This is a genomic window from Microbacterium sp. (assembly GCF_035687345.1).
Classification (GTDB): Bacteria; Actinomycetota; Actinomycetes; order Actinomycetales; family Microbacteriaceae; genus Microbacterium.
Genome location: NZ_DASRXZ010000007.1, coordinates 1 through 4,043 on the forward strand (window position 1 = coordinate 1; position 4,043 = coordinate 4,043).

The window sequence follows — 4,043 nt, forward strand, 5'->3', positions numbered from 1 at the left end:
GCGGTGACGGTGGGATTTGAACCCACGGTAGGGGGTTACCCTACACAACTTTTCGAGAGTTGCACCTTCGGCCGCTCGGACACGTCACCGTCGTCCAGTTTACGACACACCGGCGGATGCTGCGAATCGGCGCCGCATCCGCCGCTGCCCGCTCCTACCCGGATCAGGACATCCGGCGGGTTCAGGATATTCCGCGCCGCGACGTCCTGTCTCCGCCAGATGTCCTGATCCGGGAGAAGCGCGGGCGCGCGCGAGAACCGCGGGCGCGCGCGGCTGGTCCCCCGCACGCCGCCCCGCGGCATCCGCCACCCGACCCTGGCCCGCCCGCACCGCCCCTGCCAGACTGACCCCATGGCCGTCATCGAGAACTCGAAAGTGACCGTCGTCGGCGCGGGGAGCGTCGGCTCGAGCGCCGCGTACGCGTGCCTCATCCGCGAGTCGGCTCGCCACGTCGCGCTGTACGACATCGCGACCGAGAAGGTCGAGGCCGAGGTGCTCGACCTCGCGCACGGCACGCAGTTCACCGGGTCGAGCGACATCGTCGGCGGCAGCGACATCTCGGTCGCCGAGGGCTCGCACGTCGTGGTCATCACCGCGGGGGCGAAGCAGAAGCCCGGGCAGACGCGCATCGAGCTCGCGGGCGTCAACGCCGGGATCATCCGCTCGATGATGCCGCAACTGCTCGAGGTCGCACCCAACGCGATCTACGTCATCGTGACGAACCCGTGCGACGTGCTGACGGTGCTCGCGCACGAGGCGACCGACCTGCCGCTCGAGCGCATCTTCGCGTCGGGCACGGTGCTCGACACGTCGCGCCTGCGCTGGCTGCTGGCGCGGCGCGCAGGGGTGTCGACCTCGAACGTGCACGCCTACATCGTCGGCGAGCACGGCGACACCGAGTTCGCCCTGTGGTCGGCGACGACGATCGGCACAGTGCCCATCCTGGACTGGCGGCCCGCCGACGGGTCCGACCCCTTCTCGCCCGAGGAGCTCGACCAGATCGCGGTCGACGTGCGCGACGCCGCCTACAAGGTCATCCAGGGCAAGGGCGCGACGAACTACGCGATCGGACTCTCGTCGGCCCGCATCGTCGAGGCGATCCTCCGCGACGAGCACGCCGTCATGCCCGTCTCGACGGTGCTGCACGACTTCCACGGGGTGAACGGGGTCGCCCTGTCGGTGCCGTCGATCGTGAGTGCGGCGGGCGCGGTGCCCATCCGCGAGACGTCCTTCTCGGTCGAGGAGCTCGAGCTCTTCCACCGCTCCGCGAACGCCCTGCGCGAGGTCGCCGACTCCCTCCGCTGACGCGTCGACATACGAAGCGGATGCGGCCACTGCGCCACCTCGCACGCCCACGCCCGGCCACGCCGACACCCCGGACGGGGAATGTCGCACGCGGCGAATAGCCTGGCCGCATGGCCTCTCGACGCCCGACCGCGACCGCTCCCTACCGGTGCACCGAGTGCGGATGGACGACGATCAAGTGGGTCGGGCGCTGCGGCGAGTGCCAGCAGTGGGGCACGGTGGTCGAGGCATCCGAGCAGACCGGCGTCACCCGCACGAGCACGCCCACGGCACCCGCCGCAGACCGCGCCGCACGACCGATAACGTCGATCGACACGCGCGACACCCCGCGCCGCACGACCGGCGTCGGCGAGTTCGACCGCGTGCTCGGCGGCGGGCTGGTGCCGGGCGCCGCGATCCTCCTGTCGGGCGAGCCGGGCGTCGGCAAGTCGACCCTCCTGCTCGACGTCGCGGTGCAGGCGGCGCGCAACGGGCAGCGCGTGCTCTACGCGAGCGCCGAGGAGTCGACCGCGCAAGTGCGCCTGCGCGCCGAGCGTACGGGTGCGCTGCACAACGAACTGTTCCTCGCGAGCGAGACCGACCTCGCGACGATCCTCGGGCACGTCGACGAGGTGCAGCCCGAGCTGCTGATCGTCGACTCGGTGCAGACGGTGTCGTCGGCGCTGTCGGAGGGGATGGCAGGGCATCCGTCCCAGGTGCGCGAAGTCGCCTCGACGCTCATCCGCGTCGCGAAGGAGCGCGACCTGCCCGTCGTGATCGTGGGGCACGTGACGAAGGATGGATCGATCGCCGGCCCGCGCGTGCTCGAGCACCTCGTCGATGTCGTGTGCCATTTCGAGGGCGATCGGCAGACGTCGCTGCGGTTCGTGCGCGCGCTCAAGAACCGCTTCGGACCCACAGACGAAGTCGGATGCTTCGACATGACCGGCTCCGGCATCGCCGAGGTTCCCGACCCGAGCGCGCTGTTCCTCGGGCACGGCGCTCCCGTCGCGGGCACATGCGTCACGATCGCGCTCGAGGGCCGGCGTGCGCTTCCCGTCGAGGTGCAGGCGCTCACCGTCGAGAACAAGGGCCCCAATCCGCGTCGCGTCGTGAACGGCGTCGATGCGGCGCGCGTCGCGATGGTGCTCGCGGTGCTCGCGCGGCGGGCCGGCATCCGGGTCTCCGACCAGGACGTGTACGTATCGACGGTCGGCGGCGTGCGGCTCGTCGAGCCCGCGGCCGATCTCGCGATCGCCGTCGCGGTCGCCAACGCCCTGCGCGACCACTCCCTCCCCCGCAGCACCGCCGCGATCGGCGAGCTGTCGCTGTCGGGCGAGATCCGGCCCGTGACGCAGGCCGCGCAGCGGCGCACCGAAGCCGAACGGCTCGGCTACCGCACGATCGTCGACTCGTCGAGCTCATCCTTGCGGGCCGCGCTCGACCGGCTGCGGGTCGACGTGCAGCCGCGCGTGGGCGACGACATCCCGGCGTTCTGAGGCCCCGCAGGGCCGTCGATCAGTACGGCGACACCGCGAACAGCTCGAGCCCCTCGCACGCCGCCGGCACGTAACCGCCGCTCACCGGGGCGAACCCGCCGCCGAGCGCGATGACGTCGCCGTCGCGGTATTCCTCGCCGTCCCACACGAGCACTGTGCCGTCCCCCTCGAGCGCCGCGTCGCCCGCCGGGAAGACCGGCACTGCGACGTGCCCCTCAACAGACGCGACCTGCACACACGCGGAGTCGAGCACGAGGGTTCCTTCGAGGAGCGCGTCCATGCCCGCATCCGGTTTCGGATACACCGCAAGCGGGCCCGATGACGGAAGGTCCCCTCGCGACGATCCGTCGCACGCCGACAGCGCGAGAGACACGATCATCACGGATGCCGCGGCCCACCGCCGCCCGAGAGGCGCCGGGCGTGAGCGGGCGGTCACGGCGCGGTCCTCAGCGACCGCGCGCGCGTCGGCGCTGACTGGGAGCGAACCCGAGCGCCACGGGAATGATGAGACCCGCGGCGCACACGAAGGCGACCATCACGAACTCCATTCGCGGGAGTCTGCCAAACGAGTGCAACGTTGTCGAGATCGGTGTGGGAGTGTTGCGCAGGTCGGACTCCCATTGAGTGGGGGGCCCGGCCAGGGGTCATGCGTCCAGCGCGGCGATGAGATCTGCGGGCGATGCCTGCATCGGGTGCGGACCGGCGATGTCGAAGAAGACCGTCGTGATCTCGTTCTCGTGCGTGGCGAGGAAGGCGCGCAGCCAGGCAGGAGACTGCAGCGCGACCGCGGGCGGCAGCGACTCGGGCTTGTTCGCTGCATCGCTGAACAGCAGCAGTGCGACGTCGCCCGTACGGGGGTCGCGGTACGTCCAGACCTCGCCCGCGTCGAGCGGGTCGTCGCGCTGACCTGCGCGCAGCAGCGGGACGACGGTCGGCCCGTGCCGAAGCGCGAAGGCGACCGCGGCCATATCCTGCGTCTGCAGCGCATCGGCGAGCTGCGTGTTGCGGAACTCGAGCGGAGGTGTGCCCTTGCGCTTCGCGCGACCCTGCTTGCCCGATGCCATTCATCCAGCGTAACGGCGCGAGTGCGGGCATCCGCAGCGCAGAATGCGCGCAGAGACGAGCATGGCCCTCTCAGATCGCCTTGGGACGGGCGACCCGAGAGGGCCGACTGCTCACCGGGGATGCTCGAAACTCGCTGGGGTCGAGTAACGCTGTCTGGGGTCAGCGCGAGCCATCTCCGCTCGGGAGCTGATTAAA

At 70.8% G+C, this 4,043-nt stretch carries 4 protein-coding genes and 1 tRNA gene; 2 read left to right on the forward strand and 3 right to left on the reverse strand.

The genetic code is table 11. From position 1 onward, the window contains the following. Position 1 precedes the first annotated feature (1 nt). A tRNA-Ser gene (locus VFF97_RS00750) sits at positions 2 to 89 on the reverse strand. Between the two features lie 262 nt (positions 90 to 351). Here VFF97_RS00750 and VFF97_RS00755 point away from each other — a divergent pair. Then, positions 352 to 1,305, forward strand: coding sequence for an L-lactate dehydrogenase (locus tag VFF97_RS00755; protein WP_325031583.1), 954 nt, complete (start codon positions 352 to 354; stop codon positions 1,303 to 1,305). A 110-nt stretch (positions 1,306 to 1,415) separates the two neighbouring features. Then, positions 1,416 to 2,783, forward strand: coding sequence for a DNA repair protein RadA (gene radA, locus VFF97_RS00760; RefSeq protein WP_325031584.1), 1,368 nt, complete (start codon positions 1,416 to 1,418; stop codon positions 2,781 to 2,783). Between the two features lie 19 nt (positions 2,784 to 2,802). On the opposite strand, the gene VFF97_RS00765 is transcribed toward radA, so the two are convergent. Beyond that, positions 2,803 to 3,219, reverse strand: a complete 417-nt coding sequence (locus VFF97_RS00765) for a dihydrolipoamide dehydrogenase (RefSeq protein WP_325031585.1) — start codon at positions 3,217 to 3,219, stop codon at positions 2,803 to 2,805. A 208-nt stretch (positions 3,220 to 3,427) separates the two neighbouring features. Continuing rightward, positions 3,428 to 3,847, reverse strand: coding sequence for a dehydrogenase (locus VFF97_RS00770; protein WP_325031586.1), 420 nt, complete (start codon positions 3,845 to 3,847; stop codon positions 3,428 to 3,430). Positions 3,848 to 4,043: the final 196 nt, after the last annotated feature.